This window comes from Mucilaginibacter phyllosphaerae (genome assembly GCF_004378255.1).
Taxonomy (GTDB): Bacteria; Bacteroidota; Bacteroidia; order Sphingobacteriales; family Sphingobacteriaceae; genus Mucilaginibacter; species Mucilaginibacter phyllosphaerae.
Genome location: NZ_SNQG01000002.1, coordinates 70588 through 91667, shown reverse-complemented (window position 1 = coordinate 91667; position 21080 = coordinate 70588). Strand labels below are relative to the sequence as shown.

The window sequence follows — 21080 nt, the reverse complement described above, 5'->3', positions numbered from 1 at the left end:
AATTATGTCGGTATCTAAATTAACATTGAGCGCAGATAAGGACACTATCCAGTTAGCTAAAACCATTGCATCAGAGAGTAATATAAGTGTATCAAAATTATTTAAGATACTTATTACAGAAAGAAGCAAGAAGAAAAAAAAGGAGATTAATATCAAGCCTGTAAATCAATTTCCTGACTGGATGCAGCAGCTGATAATTGCGAAAGAGCCAACTTCCGACTTTGATCACAAAATAGAATATCATAAGCATTTAGATGAAAAGTATGGCTTATAAGGTTCTGTTTATTGACTCGGATATTTTATTAGATACAATATTGATTCGGCAGCCACATTTTAATTACAGTGCCGAAGTTGTAAAACTTGCTGATAATAATGCTTACACGCTGTGTGCATCGGTACATAGCCTGCTAAATATTCATTATGCTACAAAAAGGGCTTTTAATGAAGCCTTAGCCAGGCAAGCAATTTTAGTACTTACAGAAAGATTGAATATTATTAAAGAAGATGCAGCCTTAATTAAACAAGCTGCAGGATCTGATTTTTCTGATTTTGAAGATGCCGTACAATATTATGCTGCAAAAAGTGCAGGTGCCGATGCCATTATTACCCGTAATATAAAAGACTATAAACAAGCTACAATACCGGTATTTACTGCCGAACAATTTTTAAGAACACTATAATGCAATCTAAAATAGATCAATATACCGAAGAGATCAAAGCATTTACAGCTGCCAAGGCTGATGAACTGGAAGTTTTCCGGATAAAATTTTTAGGCACCAAGGGTTTAATTAAAGACCTTTTTGAGGAATTTAAAACCGTAGGCCCCGAAGAGAAACGCACCTTTGGTAAAGTGCTTAACCAGTTTAAGCAATTCGCCGAAGGCAGATACAACGAGATCAAAGAAAGCTTAGGTTCGGGCCCGCAGGTTAAAGAATCAGATATCGACTTGACTTTACCCGGCGATGGCTTTGAGGTAGGCTCGCGCCACCCGCTATCGCTGGTACGTAACGAGATCATCGATATATTTAAACGCCTGGGGTTTGTGGTAGCAGAAGGCCCCGAGATAGAGGACGACTGGCATAACTTTTCGGCCCTGAACTTCCCGCAGGAACACCCCGCCCGCGATATGCAGGATACCTTTTTTATCCGCAAAGGCGATGGTACGGATGATATTGCTTTGCGTACCCACACCTCATCGGTACAGGTACGGATGATGGAGAACGGCAAACCGCCGTTCCGCGCGATTATGCCGGGCCGTGTTTACCGTAACGAAGCGATCTCTGCCCGTGCGCATTGTTTTTTCCACCAGGTAGAGGGTTTATATGTGGATGAGAATGTATCCTTCTCTGATTTGAAACAAACGCTTTATCATTTTGTGCAGGAACTTTATGGCGAGGGTACCAAAGTGCGTTTCCGCCCATCATACTTCCCTTTCACCGAGCCATCTGCAGAGATGGATATATCTTGTACCATTTGTAAAGGATCGGGCTGTAATATGTGTAAATACAGCGGCTGGGTAGAGATACTGGGCTGCGGCATGGTTGACCCTAATGTTTTAGAGAATTGCGGTATCGACAGTAAAAAATATACCGGGTTTGCATTCGGTATGGGTATAGAACGCATCACCAACTTAAAATATGTGATAAGGGATCTGCGTTTATTCTCTGAGAACGATGTACGTTTCTTAAAACAGTTCACTACAGATATTATTTAAAATGAAGCAAGCGCTGGTACTGATCTTAACAGGCATCCTATTTTTAGGTTGTGCCAAAACCGGGAGTGTGGTGCCAAGTGTACCGGTAAACATCAGTATTATAAAAACAGACCCGCGCTACACGGCATTAAATGCTGCCGGCGGGTACGTTTATATTGCCGGGGCAGGCGTGGCAGGCGTTATTATTTACCGCCAGGTGGATGGCACCTACACCGCTTACGACCGTTGCAGCAGCTACATGCCCGAAAAATTATGCGCCATTACGGTTGACGATACGGGCTTTACCGCAACCGACCCCTGCAGCGGTTCTAAATTTTCCTTGTCAGACGGCAGCCCGGTTAAAGCCCCGGCAACCAAATATCTGAGGCAGTATGTTGTAAATACCACGCAATTTGAGATATTTGTTTCAAACTAATGAATGGAAGCCGATAAAATTAAAGATAGTATTAAGCGGGCAGCGCAAGATCTGTTCCGCAAATTCGGTTACCATAAAACCAGTGTAAACGAAATAGCCAAGCGGGCTAAAATTGCCAAAGCTACCATCTACAAGTATTTTGATAGCAAAGAAGCCGTTTTGCATGTTTTACTGATGGACTATATTAAGGTGAGTGTTGATGAACTGATCAATACCAATACGCCGGATATGGATGAGGAAGCGCACCTGAGTAACCTGATCATGAAAACCTGTCGCCTATCCTACACCGTGTGTAACGAGTTTATCGGCTGGGATTTTATCCGCGAAAGCACCAACTCACAAGATTTTTTAAAGAATCTGTCTAACGAGCTGGAGGAATTGCTGGTACAATCATTCGTGCAGTTACCCGGCATCCGTAAACACGAGGGTTATCACCAGCGTGTACGTTTTTTGATCAAATGCAGCAAAAGCATCGTGTTCAGCTTCGCCTTTACATCCGTAAGCGACAGCGATGTGCGCAAAAACTTTGTGTCTTTCCAGAAAGAGATACTGCCTTATTTGGTTAAGGCGGCGATTTTGGTGTAGAGTTAGGTTAATAAAAGCTATTTCCTATACGTCGTAATTTGTTCGAGCCGTATTTGTGCCTGCTCATAAGTGTAATCTTGTTTAAACAGATTTTCCACCAATTCATAGTTTCCAAATTTCATCCCTTTAATATCGGGTTCAAGCGTTAAAAGGTTTAATGCTTTGCAATTATTGCATTTTACAATAAACCAGTTTGTATCTGGAATCCCCTGTTCGATTTTGTTGACATGTGTTTCTAATTCTATTCCGCATTTATTACAGGGTTGTTGTAGCGTATAAATGATTTTCTCTGGATTTAAGATCTTCCCTATTTTAAGTAACGCAGAAAGTAGAGAACCATACAGCCACTTATTAAGAGTTGAAGCGAAATCAACGTCTATTATTTTTGCAAGAGTATTAAATGTATCACAGATGAATTCCTTTTCTTCGGTATCATAAGCACTATTTGGAAATAATCTCAGGCCGGCTTTGAGAATTGGTTTTAAAGAACTACTTTTTTTATCGGCTAAGATTGTCGATTTTAATTCTTCAGCAATATCATTAAATGTATCCTGTAAGAATTTGCACATTTCATTATCGCTTGGGTTTAATCCTCTATTTCCCCATTCCCTTAGACCAAATTTGTCTGCTTGGATAAAAGCTGTAAGGGCATTTACTTTGTCGATATTGGCCGTCATCGGTTTAAATATATAAACTTTATAAGTTTTTATTTGCAACTCCCACTTTTAATAAGTTACTTTGAATAACAAAGTACTTTTAAGTGAAAGAAAACCAAATACAAGACGAGCTAACCTCCATCCGCAGTTTGATGGAGCGCTCTTCAAAATTTATCTCGCTGAGTGGCCTTAGTGGGGTGCTTGCCGGGGTTTACGCTTTGATAGGTGCAGCTGTTGCATGGTGGTTAACATTCGGATCTGACCACTTTGACCAGCTGGATTACAATACCTACAATGATGCTGTTGAAGGGCCATTGCACACTAACTTACAAAAGTTGGCGCTAACCGGTATCATTGTTTTTATTGCATCAATAATTACAGGTGTGGTGCTAACCCGGCGCAAGGCAAAACAAAAAGGGCAAAGTGTTTGGGGCCGGGCAAGCAGGCAGCTATTGTTTAACCTGGCCGTGCCTTTAGTAACGGGGGCTATACTGGTACTCGTTTTAATATTTAGAGGATACTTTAGTGTAGTAGCATCAACCACATTGATATTTTACGGACTGGCTTTAGTGAACGCGAGTAACGTTACTTATAACGATGTTAAATACTTAGGTATAATAGAAATAACATTAGGTTTGCTGGCCGCTTTGTTGCCTGGCTGCGGCCTGCTGATTTGGGCCTTTGGTTTTGGCGTGCTGCACATTGTTTACGGCAGCATTATGTACTTAAAATACGACCGGTGAAGATTCCATTCGAAAAACTTGATAAGGCGTTTGAGAACCGGCTGCGTTTACAGATCATGAGCGTACTGGTAGTGAACGAACGCTACGATTTTAATTCATTAAAAGAACTGCTGGATGCATCAGACGGTAACCTGGCGTCGCACCTGAAGGCATTGGAAAAAGAGGAATATATTATGGTACACAAATCTTTTTTAGGGCGCAAACCCAACACCAATTACGAAGCCACGGCCAAAGGTAAACAGGCGTTTAAACAACACCTGGATGCGCTGGAGCAGATCATTAAAAATCAAAAAACGTTATAGCTATATTTTTTTACCTATTCACTTTGCAATTCAAAGTACTTTCAATTAATCAAATGATACAAGAACAACAAAACCCGCTTAAAGGCATTATGGATTGGTTCAAGGAATCGATCACCGTAAAACTGATTTTTATTGGCATACTGATATTGGTATTGATGATCCCCTCGGTGCTCATCGGCGATCTGATCCGCGAACGCTCGGGCCGGCAGGACCAGATCGTTAATGAAGTAGCCGGGCAGTGGTCGGGCAGCCAGATGGTAAAGGGGCCGGTGCTTATCATCCCATACCGCAAAATCATTAAGTCGGTTGATGTCGATAAGAAAGAAAGCTTTAAAGAAGTGGTAGAGAACCTGTACATTTTGCCCGAAAACTTAAAGATAAAAGCCAATGTAATACCCGAGGTACTGCACCGCGGGATGTTCGAAACGGTGGTTTATAATTCCAGCATCCACATAGCGGGCAACTTTGCCAAAACCGATGCCGCAGGTGCATCCTTAACACCCGATCAGCTGATGTTGGATAAAGCCCGGCTGGAGTTTAGCATCAGCGATTTAAAGGGGTTAAAAAACAACCCGGTCATTAACGCAGCCGGCATGCAGGTAGCTGCCGCCCCCTCTTTTAATAGTAAAGATGTATTTAATAACGGTTTAAAGGCAGATATTAATTTAACCGGTACCAAAGAAGGCGCCTTTACCTTTGATTACACGCTGGATTTGAAAGGCAGCCAGGACCTGCACTTTTTACACCTGGGCAAAACTACAGATGTGGAGGTTAGCGGCAAATGGGGTACCCCGAGTTTCGATGGGCGCTACCTGCCGGATACCCGCCAGGTAGATAGCGGCGGCTTTAAGGCCAACTGGCGCGTTTTGTATTACAACAGGCCTTACCCGCAGCAATGGGTTAACGATAACAATTTACTTACCGACGAAAAGAAAGAAGCCAACGCCTCCTTTGGGGTAAAGCTGCGCCTGCCGGTAGACCAGTACCAAAAGATAACCCGCACCAGTAAATATGCCATCCTCATTATCTTGTTAACGTTTGTATCGCTGTTCCTTACCGAGCTTATCCGCAAGCAACGCATCCATGCCTTTAACTATGTGCTGATAGGGGCCGCCATGATCATCTATTACACCTTGTTGCTATCCTTTTCAGAACAGGTGGGCTACAACTACGCCTACCTTATTGCATCTGTATTTACGGTGGGGCTGGTATCGGTATTCATTGCATCGCTGCTTAAAAACAAAGGTGCTGCAGGCTTATTTGCATTGATCCTTTCTATCATTTACACATTCATTTTCGTGATCATCCAGTTAGAAGACCTGGCCCTGCTGATAGGCAGTATAGCCCTGTTTGTCATCATTGCCCTGCTGATGTATTTCTCGCGCAAAATAAATTGGGACAAACAATAAATAATCTGAACCCGAATTAAACGAATTAAAGAATTTTCAGAATGCCTTTACCTAATTCTATTCATTCCTTAATTCGTTTAATTCGAGTTCAGACAACAAACATCAAAAAAACGATGCATACAAGCAATTATTGGATAGGGTATTTCCAGGCAAATGCCCGCCACAAAAGAATTAACTGGAACACCGCGCCGGCAATAACACAGGACGAGATCGCAGCCATCCTGCCATCGCTGCAGGCCTGGCAACTGGGCGAAACATCCGAAGGGGAGCACCTGATAGCCGCTTCAACAAAGTACGCCTTTCACCTGGGCGACCCGGACTATGTGGATGCCGTACGCCTGTTTATTAAAGAAGAGCAAAAGCATGGTAATAACCTGGGCAGGTATATCGATAAAATAGGCCAGCAGCGGGTAAAAAAAGACTGGGGAGATACGCTGTTCCGTAAAGTGCGCTATTTCAATACGAATATGGAGTTATGGACGCTTGCTGTTATTGTGGTAGAAAGTACCGCCCAGATCTTTTACCAGGCCCTTAAAGATGCTACTAACTGCCGCTTATTAAAAGATATCTGTACCGACATCCTAATAGACGAAGCCCCACACATTACCTTCCAAACAGAACGCCTGGCTATTATATTCGATGGTAAATCAAACTTTTCTAAAACCTGGCGCAAGATGGCTTACAAGCATTTTTTCCATGCCACGTCGCTGTTGGTTTGGTACGGACACAAAAAACTGTTTATGGCAGGCGGTGTAACGTTTGATATGTATGTAAAAAAGATGCAGTATAAGTATAAGAAAACCATTAGTGCCATAACGGCCCCGCCTTCAGATTATCAAAAAATGATTTTTAAATACGGAAATTAAGATTCATTAGCTGTAAGATTCATTGGCTGTATGTCATCATGCTTTGCTGCCCTGTAAGGGCTACCGCTTTGTAGTATAATAAACCTTGATTATTGCCCCGTAGGGTCTACCCTATAATCTGATAGGTAAGCGGCTTATCTTTGGCTCATGGAAAAAAAGGTAGCCTCTACAAGGCACTATTGTTTTTTTCCATGAGCTACAAAGCGATAGTCCCCATGATGCATGAAAATAATCGATTGAATAATGCATTATACAATCGATTATTTATTAAACTTTTGTTCATAAATTTCAAAATACCGTTTTGGTTTTTGGTATAAAAAATATTATGTTTGCATAGTAAAAATTAGCGCCATGAGTAGGGAACTAACTGAATTTTCTGAATTGATAGACGAACAGTTTGATAAGGAAGACACCGAACCGGATACTTTTTGGAACGATATCTTGCACCTGTTTATCTGAAAACAACAACATTACTTGTTAGTCGCCAACAATAGTAGGCGGGCTGGAAATTCTTTTGCTCATTTATTTTCATTGCCACCCCATTTAAGGGGCGGGATCTATACAATTTCTAATTGTCTTTTCCTGATCACTATGCACAAATCAACTAATCACTAATTTATTAACTTTGCAGCCTGATGAGTAGATCTGCAAAAAAACCTAAGTTCTTTGAGAACGTAACTGTTATTGATATTGCCGAAGAAGGCAAGGGTGTGGGCAAAGCCGAAGATTTTGTGCTTTTTATAGAAAAGGCCGTTCCCGGCGATGTGGCAGATGTAGAGGTTTACCGCAGTAAAAAAAGCTTTGGCGAGGCCAAGATCACTAAACTTATCACCCCATCAGAATATCGCGTACCTGCTTTTTGCGAGCATTTTGGCACCTGCGGCGGCTGCAAATGGCAACACATGACCTACGATGCGCAGCTAAAGTTTAAACAAAAAGCCGTGCACGATGCGCTTACCCGCATTGCCAAAATAGATGTGGAACACATGGATGCCATTGTGCCTTCGCCTGCCGACAGGTACTATCGCAATAAACTGGAATATACTTTTTCTAACAAACGCTGGCTGTACGATGGCGAAAGCCGCGAAGACGAAACGCTGGATATGAACGCACTGGGTTTCCATATCCCCGGCCGTTTTGATAAGATATTGAACATTAACCATTGCTACCTACAGGCCGAGCCCTCAAACGATCTGCGGAACAGCATCAACGCTTTCGCCAAAGAAAATGGCATTAGCTATTACGATGTGCGTGCTCATACGGGTGCCTTACGTAACCTCATCATCCGTACTTCATCCACAGGCGAGATCATGGTGATCGTAGTTTTTGCGCACACGGATGAAGAGCAGGTAAATTTGCTGATGAACTATGTGGATGCTGCATTCCCGCAGGTAACATCATTGCTGTATATCCTGAACACAAAAATGAATGATACCATTTTTGACCAGGAAGTAATAGCATGGCGCGGCCCCGAATTTATTCACGAAGAAATGCCCGCTGCCAATGGCAAAGTAGTGCGTTTTAGGGTTGGCCCCAAATCATTCTATCAAACCAACTCTATACAAGCCCTGCGCCTATACGAAATAACCCGCGATTTTGCAGGTTTTACCGGCGACGAGTTGGTTTATGATCTTTACACCGGTGCCGGTACCATCGCCAATTTCGTGGCCGGCCATGTACGCCAGGTGGTAGGGGTAGAGTACGTGCCATCTGCCATTGAAGATGCTAAGGTAAATTCGCAGATTAATGATATTACCAACACTAAGTTTTACGCCGGCGATATGAAGGATGTGCTAGTGCATGATTTTGTGGTGGAGCACGGCAAACCGGATGTGATCATCACCGACCCGCCACGCGCCGGCATGCATGCCGATGTGGTGGCCCGTTTGATGGAGATAGAAGCAGAAAAAATTGTGTATGTAAGCTGCAATGCCGCTACCCAGGCCCGCGACCTGCTGGTGCTGAAAGAAAAGTATGATACCGTTAAGATCCAGCCCGTAGATATGTTTCCGCATACCCAGCACGTAGAGAATGTGGTGTTGTTGCAGTTAAGGAAGTAATTCTTTTTGTCATCAGAAATTGTAAAGACGCGATACTTCGCGTCCCCCGACTGGATTATCAAACTGGATTTGCGTAAGGGAGACGCGAAGTAAGGGAGACGCGAAGTATCGCGTCTCTACCCCCCATATCATCGTTATTTTCTCCAACAGAAGAGGGACGACAAGCGCAGCGACGTCGGGGTGAGTAAGCTTACCAACCAGCAATAACTAATGCCTCAACGTTATACAAATCTCCTTTATACTTTCGCTCACGGGCTTAAACTCAAAACCAATGGCTTTTTTAATTTTACTATTATCAAACTCGCGGGTTACAGATGCTGCGCGGGCGCTGGTTTTATCAAGGGCAGGCGCTTTGCCGGTTAAAAACCCTAATACAGATGCCCCGCGCCAGGCCAGTTCCATCATCCAGGGTTTGGCAAGCGTGGCGGGTGGTTTTACGCCGAAACAAACGGCTATCTCTTCAAAAATTTGCTTATAAGGGCGGTTTTCGGCATTGATGATATAACGCTCGCCGCTGATATCGGTTTCCATCAGGGCTATCATACATTTGGCCACGTCCTGCACATCTACAAAACCAATAGTACCGCCGGTATAAAATTTAAGGCCTTGGCGTACAGTTTCAAAAATTTGCCCGCTGCCTGCCGTGCCTGCACTGGCACCGATAATGATGGTGGGGTTTACAATAACCGCGTCCAGCCCTTCGGCAATACCGCGCCAAACCTCCATCTCGCTTTCCAGTTTAGATATCGCGTAGCCGTCGTTTTCTGTTGACGAATCCAGGTGATGGTTTTCGGTGATCAGTTCTCCCGGTTTAGCTTCGCCCACGGCCGCTACCGAACTGGTATGCACCATACGCATACCTTTTTCAACACAAATATCAACCAAATTGGCGGTGCCGCGTACATTGGTACGGATCATCGGTTCTTTATCGGCCTGTTTCAGCGATACAAACGCCGCACAATTATAAACCTGTGTAATACCTTCCAATGCCATCTCGAGCGCGTCAAAATCCATCAGGTCGGCATCAACCCATTCAATTTTAGCGGCATAAGGCTGCAGTATTTGGGGGATGGATGATGATGACCGCTTAGTGCAGCGGATGTTGTTTCCGCGCAGGATAAGTTCCTTTGCTAATTCGGCCCCTAAAAACCCTGTTGCACCAGTTACTAAGATCATATGCAAATGTGTTATTAAATGTGAGGATGTGCAAATTAGATGTGCGGATGATAGATGTGCGGATGTGCAAATATGCAGATGTGCAGATGATAAGAAAATTATATTAAATGATTGAATTGGCTTCCCATTCAAAATTCACATATCTGCATATTTGCACATCTACCTATCCGCACATCTGCAAAATATGCACATCTACCTATCTGCACATCCGCACATCTATCATCAGCATATTTGCACATCTACCCATCTGCACATCTATTTTTTTCTGCACATTTGCACATCTGCATATTCGCACATCAAAAACATGTCTTTAGCTGATTTTTTTACACCGATAGATCTTAAAAAGATCACACCGAAAAATGGATACTTCACCAGCCAGCTGGGCGATAAGATCAATCATCATTCGGTTGATTTTCCGGATCTGGAAGAAAAAACCGACATCGCCATTATTGGCGTAATGGACGACCGCAATGCCATCAATAACCCCGGTTGCGGCTTAGGCCCCGATTACATCCGCGAAAAATTGTACCAGCTGCACGAAGGCAGTTACACCACCAAAATAGTTGATCTGGGTAACATCGCCCGCGGCGAAACCGTTACAGATACCTACTACGCCCTAAAAACGGTGGTAGAAGAACTGATCAAAAAAGATATTGTTCCCCTGATCATCGGCGGCGGGCAGGACCTTACCTACGCCCAGTACCTGGGCTACGAAAACCTGGAGCAAAAGGTAGACCTGCTGGTGGTAGATGCGATGTTTGACCTGGACGACGATGGTTTCCACGAAAGCATTGAAACCACCTCTGCGGCCTATCTTAATAAAGTATTCCTGCACGAGCCCAATTACCTTTTCAACTACAGCAATATGGGCTATCAAACCTATTTTGCCAGCCAGGACAGTTTACGGGTGATGGATAAATTGTACTTTGATGTACACCGCCTGGGCGAACTTACCCAGAACATAGCCGTGGCCGAGCCCATCATCCGCAATGCCAATATGGTTAGCTTTGATATGGGGGCCATCCGCTCATCAGATGCGGCCGGTAATGCCAATGCCAAACCAAACGGGTTTTATGGCGAAGAGGCCTGCCAGATCTGCCGGTATGCCGGTTTCAGCGATAAGCTTACCTCTATAGGTTTTTACGAGTTTAACCCGGCTTATGATACCAACGGGCAAACCGCCATGCTGCTATCGCAAATGGTTTGGTATTTTATAGATGGCTTTTATAACCGCAAGCGCGATTTTCCGCTGAATCCCAAATCGCAGTACCTGATCTACAAAACCAGCCTGAAGCACGAAGAGCACGAACTGGTATTTGTAAAGAGCAAAAAAAGCGACCGCTGGTGGATGCAGGTGCCCTACCCTACAGGCGGGTCAAAAAACGAACGCTTCCATCTGGTGCCCTGCCGGTACGAAGATTATAAAACAGCGGTATCCGGCGAAATGCCCGATCTGTGGTGGCGCACCTATCAAAAATTAAACTAACCTGCAATTCATGAGGCGTTTACACGTTATGTTTATTTATCCTATTATTTAAATGAAGAAATTTCTGTTTGCCGTGGCGGCCTTTTTACCTGTTTTGGCGTCGGCCCAAAATGCGCAGCCCTTTACCATCAAAAGCAAGCTTACCGGTATCACCGGCCCTGCAAAGGCCTACCTGGTTTATTACCTGGGCGCCAATAACGTAACCGATTCGGCCAGTATTGTTAACGGCGAATTTAGGTTTGATGGGGTAGTGATGGACCCGGTGAATGCATCCATATTTATCGATCATAAAAACCTGGGGTTCGCTAAATATATCGAGCAGAACTTCCCGGATGGCGGCCCTTCTAAAACTGCCGACGGTTTAAGCTTTTTCCTGGAGAAAGGCAACATCAGCATTGCCGGTAAAGATTCTGTAGCTACCGCAGATGTGGCAGGTTCGCCTACAAACGACGATAACAAAGCGCTTAAAACGCAGTTAAAGGTAATTATAGATAAAGCCAAAGCGATAGCGCAGGAAGCACAAAAAGCTACGGCCGAGCAACAGCGCTCGGCCGCGTTCCAAAACACCATGCAGGGTAAATACAAAACCCTGCAGGCCGAGCAGAAAACTGTGCTTAAAAACTTTATTACCACGCATCCGGCAAGCTATATCAGCCTGCTGGCACTCTCAAGCGTCAGCGGCCCCTCGCCCAATGTTGCCGAGGTAGAGCCTTTATACAACCTGCTATCTGCCGATATTAAAAACTCCGAAGGTGGTAAGCAGCTAAAAATAGCGATAGATGCGCTTAAACTAACATCTATTGGCGCCACCGCACCGGATTTTACGCAAAACGATGTTAACGGTACCCCGGTAAGGCTGTCGTCCCTGCGCGGTAAGTATGTACTGGTAGATTTTTGGGCGTCGTGGTGCGGCCCCTGCCGCCAGGAAAACCCCAACGTGGTTAAAATGTACAACAAATACAAAGCTAAAGGCTTTACCGTTTTAGGCGTATCCTTAGATAAACCGGATGGCAAGGCCGCCTGGCTGGCCGCTATTAAAAACGACGGCCTTACCTGGACACATGTATCTGACCTGAAGGGATGGAGCAACCTGGCAGCAGGTTTGTACGGCGTGCAATCTATCCCCCAAAACTTTTTACTGGACCCACAAGGAAAAATTGTAGCCAAAGACCTGCGCGGCGACGACCTGGATAGCGCATTAGAAAAGTTACTCGGTAAAATTTGATTTACCGTTAATTACTTTGATATTAGGGCACTAACAAACTGATACTCCTATATGAAAAAAATACTCCTGAGCGCCATCGCGCTAATGCCGTTGCTTGCCGCCGCGCAAGACACCAAATTTACCGTACAAGGTAAACTGGGCACCTACAGCGCCCCCGCCAAAGTTTACATTCAATACCGTAAGGATAACAAAACCATCCTGGATTCGGCTGTACTGAATAACGGCGAATTTAAACTTACAGGCGATGCCGATGTTACACCAAGCCAGGGTTATTTATTGCTGAATGATAAAGGCACAGGCATCAACAACTCGCGCGATTATAAATCCATTTACGTTGAACCGGGTACAATCACCGTAAACAGCGTTGGCGAAATAGCCAGGGCAACCGTTAACGGCACTAAAACCAATACAGAGAATGAGGCCTACCATACAGCTTTAAAACCTGTAAGTGATGCTTACGAAGCAATGGAAGCGAAAGATAAGGCAGCTACCGAAGAACAAAAAAAATCTGCTGCTTATATTGCCAAAAACAAAGCCGAAGAAAAGGCAGCTGATGCGCAGGAAAGAGTGCTGAACAAAAAATTCATTGAAACGCACCCCGGCTCAATTGTTAGCCTTAATGTATTGCAATCATTCGCCTACGCTGCCGATTACAAGGATATAGAGCCGTTATATAATTCACTTTCGCCGGAAGTAAAGGCTACCGAGCCGGGCAAAAAATTTGCAGAAATGATGCCCAAGCTGAAAGCCGTAGCCCTGGGGGCAACAGCGCCTGAATTTGCCGAGGCCGATACTGCCGGTAAAATGGTAAGTTTATCATCCTTTCGCGGTAAGTATGTGCTGATAGATTTCTGGGCATCATGGTGTGGCCCCTGCCGTGCCGAAAACCCGAATGTGGTTAAAGCCTATAATGCTTATAAAAACAAAAACTTTACCATTTTAGGCGTATCGTTAGACAGGCCGAACGGCAAAGAAGCGTGGCTGAAAGCGATCCACAAAGATGGCCTGGCCTGGACACAGGTATCCGACCTTAAATTCTGGAACAGCAAAGCAGCCGATATGTATGCCGTGCGCGGCATCCCGCAAAACTTTTTGATCGATCCTAACGGCAAGATCATCGGCAAAAACCTGCGCGGCGACGACCTGCATGCCAAACTTGTGGAATTGTTCGGGAAGATATAAGTTGAAAAGCATCACAAAAAATGCCGGGATTTTAAATGGTCCCGGCATTTTTTATTAGTTGTAAACGCATTCAACCGGCTTACATGCCCCACCCGGGCTGGTGCAAGCCCATCCCTTTGAAATGGTGTAAGGGCCATTAGGATCCGGGCATGATGGGCCGCAAACGTAACCCTCTACGCATTGTGCATACCCGCCATTAACAAATTTCATTTCTTTTCTGGTTAGTGCCTTTCCAAGTTCTTTTAGTTTTTTCATTTTTGTTTGGTTTAAATGTAACCCAATATACTAATAATGAGTTAATTATTAACAAAAAAGAAAAAGGTAAAACTATTATCTATCACCCGATAAATTACAACAGATCGAATCCTATATCCTTACGGAAATACACCCCGTCATAATAGATCCGGGCGGCATCGGCTGTAGCTTGTTGCAGGGCATCAAACATATTATCCTGCAAGCTGGTTACCGCTAATACACGGCCGCCAACTGCTTTTATATCTTCGCCAACCAGGGTAGTGCCTGCATGGAAAACGTGCGAATCGCGCACGTTCTCTATCCCGCTGATGGTTTTATCTTTCAGGTATTCGCCGGGGTAACCGCCTGCTACGCAAACCACTGTCGCGGCAGTTTTGTCAGATATCACCAACTCTTTCTCTACCAGGTTGCCTTCGGCAACACCAAGCAGCAGGTCTACAAAATCGCTTTCTATACGTGGCATAACGCTTTCCGTTTCGGGATCGCCCATGCGGCAGTTATATTCAATAACCCAGGGTTCGCCGTGGGTATTCATCAGGCCGATGAAGATAAACCCTTTGTAGGGGATGCCCTCTTTTTTCAAACCTTCAACGGTTGGGATAATCACTTTTTGCTCTACCTTTTGCATAAAGGCAGCATCCGCAAAATGCACCGGCGATACCGAGCCCATACCACCGGTATTTAAACCGGTATCGCCTTCGCCAATGCGTTTATAGTCTTTAGCTTCGGGTAAAACCTTATAGCTGTTGCCATCTGTCATTACAAAAACAGATAGCTCTATCCCCTGTAAAAACTGCTCGATAACCACTTTAGAGCTGGCATCACCAAACTTGGCTTCCGTAAGCATTTCTAAAAGTTCCTGGCGGGCTTCTTCCAGTGTAAGGCAAATTAAAACGCCTTTGCCGGCTGCCAGTCCGTCGGCCTTTAATACCACGGGTAACCCTGCGGTTGCCAGGTAATCAAAACCTTCCTGCAGGGTATCGCGCGTAAACGTGCGCGATGCGGCGGTAGGTACGCCGTTGCGCTGCATAAACGCTTTCGAAAAATCTTTACTGCCCTCTAACTGCGCCGCATGTTGCTGCGGGCCAATCACCGGGATGTTTTTTAACTGCTCATCAGCCAAAAAGAAATCATGAATCCCCTTTACCAGCGGCTCCTCGGGCCCAACCAGCACCATTTTAATATCGTTGCCTAAAGCAAAAGCTTTTATGCCGTCAAAATCGGTAACCTTTAGGTTTACATTGGTGCCATACTGGCCGGTGCCGGCATTGCCCGGTGCAATAAACAGTTTATCGCATTTTGGGCTTTGAGAGATTTTCCAGGCGAAGGCGCTTTCCCTTCCGCCCGAACCAAGGATCAGGATATTCATACGGGCAAAGATAAGGTTTGATGTGCAGATGTGCGAATATGCAAATATGCAAATGCCTGGATACGTAATGTGTAGACGAATTATTTGATGGGATAATTGTAGATTTACCAGGCAACTGGCTTGTAAAACGAATGAACGATGGGTTCCCTGATAAATTTGAGATTATACAAACAAGGGAAATCACTTATCGTTAGTATAAATTTCTTTTATCTGCATATTCGCACATCTGCACATTTACAACATCCGCACATCCGCATATTTGCACATTAAATTGTACCTTTGCCTGTCAAAATGACTTTAAAATTGCACTGGCGCAATTATTGAGTTTGGTGCATTATATAAATACAATATGTTAGATTTTTTCAGTAAGCTTTTCGGAAGCAAATCAGATAGGGACGTTAAGGGCATTATGCCTATTGTAGAGAAGGTTAAAGCGGCCTACGCCAAACTTGACCAGCTAACCAACGACGAGCTTAGGGCCAAAACCGCAGAATTTAAAGAAACCATTGCAGCCGGCCTTGCCGGGATAGATGCCGAGATACAGGCCATTAAAGCGCGTACCGAAACTGAACTGAACATGGAGGTAAGCGAAAAGGTTGCCCTTTATACGCAGTTAGATAAGCTGGAAAAAGACCGCAATAAAGAACTGGAAGAGATATTGATGAATATTTTGCCCGAGGCTTTCGCCGTAGTGAAAGAAACATCGCGCAGGTTTGCTCAAAACAAAACTATCGAGGTTACCGCCACCCAGTTTGACCGCGAACTGGCTGCAAAAAAGAGTAACGTTATCATTAAAGGCGATAAAGCCACTCACCACAACACCTGGCTGGCTGCCGGTAACGAGGTTACCTGGAACATGGTACATTACGATGTACAGTTAATAGGTGGTATTGTATTGCACCAGGGTAAAATATCTGAAATGGCAACGGGCGAGGGTAAAACATTGGTAGCCACGCTGCCGGCATACTTAAACGCATTGGCCGGCCAGGGTGTACACATTGTAACCGTGAATGATTACCTGGCACGCCGTGATAGCGAATGGATGGGGCCCCTATACGAGTTCCACGGGTTGGCGGTTGATTGTATAGACAAGCACGAGCCAAACTCAGAAGAGCGCCGTAAGGCTTACCTGGCCGATATTACTTTTGGCACCAATAACGAATTTGGTTTTGACTACCTGCGTGACAATATGACACGCAGCCCCGAAGAGCTGGTACAGCGCAAGCTGCACTACGCTATGGTAGATGAGGTGGATTCGGTATTGATTGATGATGCACGTACCCCGCTGATCATCTCGGGCCCGATACCGCGTGGCGACGAGCATGAGTTTTATGAACTGAAACCACGTATAGAGCGTTTGGTTAATGCGCAAAAAGCATACGTAAATTCTGTTTTAAATGAGGCTAAAAAAGCCATTAATGATGGCAATACCGGTATTGAAGATGGCGGTTTGGCCTTATTACGCGCCCACCGTGCCCTGCCTAAAAATAAAGCGCTTATTAAATTTTTAAGCGAAGGCGGTAACCGTACGGTATTACAAAAAACAGAGAACCATTATATGCAGGACCAGGGTAAGGAAATGCCTAAGGTAGATTCTGAACTGTTTTTCATCATCGATGAAAAAAGCAACTCGGTAGAACTGTCTGAAAAAGGTATCGAACTGATCACCACATCCGGCGAAGACCCTAACTTTTTTGTAATGCCCGATGTAGGTACCGAGATTGCCAACATCGAAAAATCTGATGCGCCTGCTGATGAGAAAATAGCGCGGAAAGATGAACTGATGCGCGATTTCTCGATCAAATCAGAGCGGATCCACTCGGTTAATCAATTACTGAAGGCTTACACCTTATTTGAAAAAGATACCGAATACATTCTGGATGAAGGAAAGGTGAAGATTGTGGATGAGCAAACCGGCCGCGTATTGGATGGCCGCCGCTACTCCGACGGTTTACACCAGGCCATCGAGGCTAAAGAAAATGTGAAGGTAGAGGATGCAACCCAAACCTTTGCTACTGTAACGCTGCAAAACTATTTCAGGATGTACCACAAGCTTTGCGGGATGACGGGTACCGCCGTTACCGAAGCAGGTGAGTTTTGGCAGATCTATAAGCTGGATGTGGTAGAGATACCAACCAACACGCCAACCAGCCGTGCAGATATGCAGGACCTGGTTTACCGTACCATCCGCGAGAAATATAATGCCGTTGCCGATGAGATAGTGAAACTTACACAAGCCGGCAGGCCGGTACTGGTAGGTACCACATCGGTAGAGATATCAGAATTACTAAGCCGCATGCTGAAACTGCGCGGCATCAAACATAACGTACTGAATGCTAAAATGCACCAGAAAGAGGCCGACATTGTGGCCGAAGCCGGTAAAGCAGGTACGGTTACCATTGCCACCAACATGGCCGGCCGTGGTACGGATATTAAACTGGGCGAGGGCGTACAGGCCGCCGGTGGTTTGGCCATTGTAGGTACCGAGCGCCACGAATCGCGCCGGGTAGACAGGCAGTTGCGTGGCCGTGCAGGCCGCCAGGGCGACCCGGGCTCTTCACAGTTCTTTGTATCGTTAGAGGATAACCTGATGCGCTTATTTGGCTCGGAACGGATCTCTAACCTGATGGTACGGATGGGGATCGAAGAGGGCGAAGTTATTCAGCACTCGATGATCTCTAAATCAATTGAGCGTGCGCAGAAGAAAGTAGAAGAGAACAACTTTGGTATCCGTAAACGTTTGCTGGAGTATGATGATGTGATGAACTCGCAGCGTACCGTTATCTATGCCAAACGTAAGAACGCATTATTTGGCGACCGACTGGATGTAGATATCAGCAACACCGTATTTGATGTTATTGAAGATGTAGTTACCGAATACAAAGAAGCCGCCAATTATGAAGGGTTCCAGATGGAGATCATCCGCCTGTTCTCGGTAGATACCGAAGTTACCGCCGAAGAGTTTGCAGCTACATCTATAGCTAAACTGGTAGATAGTACCTTTATTGAAGCAACCGAGTTTTACAAACGCAAAGCCGAGGCCGTAGCCCAGCAGGCATACCCGGTATTAAAGGATGTTTACGATACCCGCGGCCAGTATGTAGAGAATATTGTGGTACCCTTCTCTGACGGTATCCACGGCTTGCAGGTGGCAGTACCATTGAAAAAAGCGGTTGATAACCATGGTTTGGAAGTATTTAAATCATTCGAGAAAAACGTAACCCTTTCGCTGATAGATGATGCCTGGAAAGAGCATTTACGCGAAATGGACGAGTTGAAGCAAAGCGTACAAAACGCGGTTTACGAACAAAAAGACCCGCTGTTGGTTTATAAGTTCGAGGCGTTTGAATTGTTCCGCCAGATGTTATCAAACGTGAATAAAGAGTTGGTTAGCTTCCTGTTCAGGGGTGGTATCCCGGTACAGCAGGAGCCAGAGCAGGTACGCGAGGCGAGGCCTGAGCCAAAGCTTGACCTGAAGAACATGCGTACCTCAAAGCCCGAACTGGCTGGTGAAGCAAACGGAGTAGCGATGGACGATACCCGCGAAATGCAAAAGCCAACCCCGGTAAAGGTTGAACAAAAAATAGGCAGGAACGACCCATGCCCTTGCGGCAGCGGCAAAAAATACAAAAGCTGCCACGGCCAGGGGTTGAATTAATAGCCGGCTTGTACGAATGTCAGTCTGAGCCTGTCGAACCATTGCCAAGCGTATAAGTCTTCGATAAACTCATACTGACATAATGTATATTATTATGGCGTTTTAGCATGTCATGGTGAGCCTATCGAACCATTAGCAAACTGATGGTTCGACAGGCTTACCATGATAATATAAAATAACCCACGCGTCATTGCGAGGTACGAAGCAATCTCAGCACTAAGCATAACCGATATGCCTGAAGAGATTGCTTCGTACCTCGCAATGACGGTTAAAAGGAAATATCAAAAAATGAAAAAAGCAACGTTTGATCATAAAGCTCCAATAAGCCTCATCAGATATTGCTTTTTATTTTTACTGCTCACCCTGTCTGCGCAAGGCTTTGCGCAAACCAGGGGCAGTGTACAGGTAGTAGCACCGCCTTTGTTTGATACGCTTTTAGCCAAACGCGGTACGCTTAATAGTAAAAGCGGTGGCGGGGCGGCATCCGGCTATTCAGCATATGGTTACCGGGTGCAGATCTACAATGGCAGCAACCGGGCTGCGGCCTATAACGCACAGGCAAAATTTAACAGCGAGTTTCCGGAAATGCGCACCTACATTGTTTACCGCGAACCGAACTTTAAGGTAAGGGCCGGCGATTTCCGTTCGCGCATTGAAGCCGAGCGAATGAAAGAGCAGCTAAAGCCCCTGTTCCCTATTATGTTTATTATCTCAGAAAAGATCAATCCACCCAAAACGGTTATCACTAATGATTAAAGAAAAGATACAGCAATTAGCTAAGGATATTTTTAACGATGTAGTGGCTAACCGCAGGCATTTGCACGCCCACCCCGAATTATCTTTTCACGAGGTAGCTACATCGGTGTTTGTGGCCGGCAAATTACAAGAGCTTGGGCTGGAATATCATAAAATGGCCGATACCGGTTTGGTGGCCCTGATCAAAGGCGATAAACCGTCTGACCAGGTGGTGGCCCTGCGCGCCGATATGGATGCGCTGCCCATTACCGAAGCCAATGATGTGCCCTATAAATCGCAAAACCCCGGTGTAATGCACGCCTGCGGCCACGATGTGCATACCTCATCGTTATTAGGCGTAGCCAAAATATTAACCGACCTTAAAAGTGAGTTTGGCGGTACCATAAAACTCATCTTTCAGCCGGCGGAGGAGAAACTGCCCGGTGGCGCCAGCCTGATGATACAGGAAGGTGTGCTGGAAAACCCCAAACCGCAGGCCGTTATTGGCCAGCACGTAATGCCGCTGATTGATGCCGGCAAGGTAGGTTTCCGCGCGGGTAAGTATATGGCATCGACAGATGAGCTTTATGTAACCGTAAGGGGTAAAGGCGGCCACGGTGCGCAACCGCAGCAAAATGTAGATCCGGTTGTAATTACCGCACATATCATCACCGCGCTGCAAACTATTGTCAGCCGCTCTGCAGATCCTAAAAGTCCATCGGTGTTGTCATTTGGAAAGGTGATCGCCAACGGCGCCACTAACGTAATACCCAACGAAGTTTACCTGGAAGGAACCTTCCGTACGATGGACGAAAAATGGCGTTCTGAGGCCCATTTAAAGATCAAAAAAGTTGCTGAGGGGATTGCCGAAAGCATGGGCGGCAGCTGCGAATTTAATATTATGCGGGGATACCCATTCCTGATCAACGAGGAAAAACTAACCGCCAATACCCGCAGCCATGCCGAAGATTATTTAGGCAAAGAGAATGTGCTTGATCTGGATATCTGGATGGCTGCCGAGGATTTTGCCTATTACTCGCAGGTGGCAGATTCCTGCTTTTACCGCCTGGGTACCCGTAACGAAAGCCGCGGTATCACTTCATCGGTACATACCCCAACGTTTGATGTAGAAGAAAGCGCACTGGAGCAAAGCACGGGGCTGATGGCTTACCTGGCTATCAAACAGTTAGGAAATTAATTAGTTAATAGACCATAGACGATAGCCCATAGAAGTTTTCACCATG

20 protein-coding genes are annotated in these 21080 nt (G+C 45.3%); 16 read left to right on the top strand and 4 right to left on the bottom strand.

Going from position 1 to position 21080, the window contains the following annotated elements:
- Positions 1-4 precede the first annotated feature (4 nt).
- The 5 genes from E2R65_RS05285 to E2R65_RS05265 are packed head-to-tail and all read left to right on the top strand — an operon-like array spanning position 5 to position 2714.
- A complete protein-coding gene (locus tag E2R65_RS05285) occupies positions 5-274 on the top strand; it encodes a DUF6364 family protein (RefSeq protein WP_134335457.1) in 270 nt (89 codons plus the stop codon).
- On the top strand, positions 255-680 hold the full coding sequence (locus tag E2R65_RS05280; protein ID WP_134335456.1) for a PIN domain-containing protein: 426 nt from the start codon (positions 255-257) through the stop codon (positions 678-680). Before E2R65_RS05285 ends, E2R65_RS05280 begins: the two co-directional genes overlap by 20 nt.
- Positions 680-1714: a phenylalanine--tRNA ligase subunit alpha gene (gene pheS, locus E2R65_RS05275; RefSeq protein ID WP_183500345.1), complete on the top strand. Its 1035-nt coding sequence runs from the start codon at positions 680-682 to the stop codon at positions 1712-1714. The genes E2R65_RS05280 and pheS overlap by 1 nt, the downstream gene beginning before the upstream one ends.
- A gap of 1 nt (position 1715) precedes the next feature.
- Entirely contained in the window at positions 1716-2129 is a 414-nt protein-coding gene (locus E2R65_RS05270) for a Rieske (2Fe-2S) protein (protein ID WP_134335454.1), read from the top strand.
- A gap of 3 nt (positions 2130-2132) precedes the next feature.
- Positions 2133-2714 (top strand): TetR/AcrR family transcriptional regulator, encoded by a 582-nt coding sequence (locus E2R65_RS05265; protein WP_134335453.1) that lies wholly within the window; start codon positions 2133-2135, stop codon positions 2712-2714.
- A 17-nt stretch (positions 2715-2731) separates the two neighbouring features.
- On the opposite strand, the gene E2R65_RS05260 is transcribed toward E2R65_RS05265, so the two are convergent.
- On the bottom strand, positions 2732-3391 hold the full coding sequence (locus E2R65_RS05260; RefSeq protein WP_134335452.1) for a DUF4844 domain-containing protein: 660 nt from the start codon (positions 3389-3391) through the stop codon (positions 2732-2734).
- Positions 3392-3474: 83 nt separating this feature from the next.
- Here E2R65_RS05260 and E2R65_RS05255 point away from each other — a divergent pair, with 83 nt between their 5' ends.
- From E2R65_RS05255 to rlmD, 5 genes are all read left to right on the top strand, one after another.
- A complete protein-coding gene (locus E2R65_RS05255) occupies positions 3475-4113 on the top strand; it encodes a hypothetical protein (protein ID WP_134335451.1) in 639 nt (212 codons plus the stop codon).
- Positions 4110-4415 carry a winged helix-turn-helix domain-containing protein gene (locus E2R65_RS05250; RefSeq protein ID WP_229704710.1) on the top strand — a complete coding sequence of 102 codons (306 nt, stop codon included), beginning with the start codon at positions 4110-4112 and terminating at the stop codon, positions 4413-4415. The genes E2R65_RS05255 and E2R65_RS05250 overlap by 4 nt, the downstream gene beginning before the upstream one ends.
- Before the next feature lie 53 nt (positions 4416-4468).
- The gene (gene creD / locus E2R65_RS05245; protein ID WP_134335450.1) at positions 4469-5824 is read left to right on the top strand and encodes a cell envelope integrity protein CreD; all 1356 of its coding nucleotides are present in this window, start codon (positions 4469-4471) and stop codon (positions 5822-5824) included.
- A gap of 113 nt (positions 5825-5937) precedes the next feature.
- The gene (locus E2R65_RS05240; RefSeq protein WP_134335449.1) at positions 5938-6690 is read left to right on the top strand and encodes a ferritin-like domain-containing protein; all 753 of its coding nucleotides are present in this window, start codon (positions 5938-5940) and stop codon (positions 6688-6690) included.
- Between the two features lie 635 nt (positions 6691-7325).
- Positions 7326-8750, top strand: a complete 1425-nt coding sequence (gene rlmD, locus E2R65_RS05235; protein ID WP_134335448.1) for a 23S rRNA (uracil(1939)-C(5))-methyltransferase RlmD — start codon at positions 7326-7328, stop codon at positions 8748-8750.
- A 207-nt stretch (positions 8751-8957) separates the two neighbouring features.
- Here the strand turns inward: rlmD and E2R65_RS05230 are convergent, their stop codons facing one another.
- On the bottom strand, positions 8958-9926 hold the full coding sequence (locus E2R65_RS05230; RefSeq protein ID WP_134335447.1) for an NAD-dependent epimerase/dehydratase family protein: 969 nt from the start codon (positions 9924-9926) through the stop codon (positions 8958-8960).
- Between the two features lie 304 nt (positions 9927-10230).
- Here E2R65_RS05230 and E2R65_RS05225 point away from each other — a divergent pair, with 304 nt between their 5' ends.
- From E2R65_RS05225 to E2R65_RS05215, 3 genes are read left to right on the top strand one after another with little or no spacing between them, the layout of a single operon-like run.
- Positions 10231-11412 carry a formimidoylglutamase gene (locus E2R65_RS05225; RefSeq protein WP_134335997.1) on the top strand — a complete coding sequence of 394 codons (1182 nt, stop codon included), beginning with the start codon at positions 10231-10233 and terminating at the stop codon, positions 11410-11412.
- A 52-nt stretch (positions 11413-11464) separates the two neighbouring features.
- On the top strand, positions 11465-12637 hold the full coding sequence (locus E2R65_RS05220) for an AhpC/TSA family protein (RefSeq protein WP_134335446.1): 1173 nt from the start codon (positions 11465-11467) through the stop codon (positions 12635-12637).
- 51 nt (positions 12638-12688) lie between these two features.
- Positions 12689-13819, top strand: coding sequence for a TlpA disulfide reductase family protein (locus E2R65_RS05215; RefSeq protein ID WP_134335445.1), 1131 nt, complete (start codon positions 12689-12691; stop codon positions 13817-13819).
- A gap of 54 nt (positions 13820-13873) precedes the next feature.
- On the opposite strand, the gene E2R65_RS05210 is transcribed toward E2R65_RS05215, so the two are convergent.
- Both E2R65_RS05210 and purD read right to left on the bottom strand, forming a co-directional pair.
- Positions 13874-14074, bottom strand: coding sequence for a hypothetical protein (locus tag E2R65_RS05210; RefSeq protein WP_134335444.1), 201 nt, complete (start codon positions 14072-14074; stop codon positions 13874-13876).
- Positions 14075-14168: 94 nt separating this feature from the next.
- Complete coding sequence (gene purD, locus E2R65_RS05205) at positions 14169-15443, bottom strand: phosphoribosylamine--glycine ligase (RefSeq protein ID WP_134335443.1); 1275 nt, start codon at positions 15441-15443, stop codon at positions 14169-14171.
- Between the two features lie 349 nt (positions 15444-15792).
- Here purD and secA point away from each other — a divergent pair, with 349 nt between their 5' ends.
- The 3 genes from secA to E2R65_RS05190 all read left to right on the top strand — a co-directional run bounded on the left by secA (position 15793) and on the right by E2R65_RS05190 (position 21034).
- Entirely contained in the window at positions 15793-19101 is a 3309-nt protein-coding gene (secA, locus tag E2R65_RS05200) for a preprotein translocase subunit SecA (RefSeq protein WP_134335442.1), read from the top strand.
- A 288-nt stretch (positions 19102-19389) separates the two neighbouring features.
- A complete protein-coding gene (locus tag E2R65_RS05195) occupies positions 19390-19857 on the top strand; it encodes an SPOR domain-containing protein (RefSeq protein WP_134335441.1) in 468 nt (155 codons plus the stop codon).
- A complete protein-coding gene (locus E2R65_RS05190; protein WP_134335440.1) occupies positions 19850-21034 on the top strand; it encodes a M20 metallopeptidase family protein in 1185 nt (394 codons plus the stop codon). Before E2R65_RS05195 ends, E2R65_RS05190 begins: the two co-directional genes overlap by 8 nt.
- Positions 21035-21080: the final 46 nt, after the last annotated feature.